The organism is Mesorhizobium sp. M2A.F.Ca.ET.067.02.1.1 (assembly GCF_004023285.1).
Taxonomy (GTDB): Bacteria; Pseudomonadota; Alphaproteobacteria; order Rhizobiales; family Rhizobiaceae; genus Mesorhizobium.
This window is the reverse complement of the sequence record NZ_RZSB01001384.1, coordinates 1-549: the sequence shown is the minus strand read 5'-3', so window position 1 is coordinate 549 and position 549 is coordinate 1. Positions and strand designations below refer to the sequence as shown.

Genomic DNA, 549 nt, shown 5'->3' with positions numbered 1-549 from the left:
ACACTGGCAATACGCCATGACAATTGCAAGTGCACTGGACGCAGCCCCGCAATCTTGGCAAATTTACTTTGAAGTCACCGATTGGAGGCGGCGATGACTCGGGGGAAATTATCATGACCACTGCGACATTGGGACAACCCGGCAGGTTCGAGATCGGCAGGGTATTCAGCAATACCTTCGCAGTCATTGACCGAAACATCGGGCTTTGCGTGGGGCTGGCGGCGCTGTTCGCCGGCCTGCCGACATTGGTGATCCGGATGGTGACCCAGCCTCAGATCGACGCGATTCTGCAAAGGGATCCTGGTGCCATGCCTGATCCGAGCGCGGCATTTCGCAATTCCTACATCACCATCATCGCCGGTCTGATTTCATTTGTGTGCACGCTTCTGCTGCAATCGGCGCTGGTGCGGGCGACCATCGAGGACCTCAACGGCAAGCGGCCGTCCTTCGGCGACTGCATCCAGATTGCGATCCGCTTTCTGCTGCCGACGCTGGCGATCGGCATTCTTGTCGCTCTCGGCGCGGGCATTGGCCTGATGCTGCTGATCG

At 58.5% G+C, this 549-nt stretch carries 1 pseudogene; it reads left to right on the top strand.

The features are described 5' to 3' along the window. Positions 1-29: 29 nt before the first annotated feature. Positions 30-549 (top strand): annotated as a pseudogene (locus EOA28_RS37950) (hypothetical protein); the annotation flags it as partial.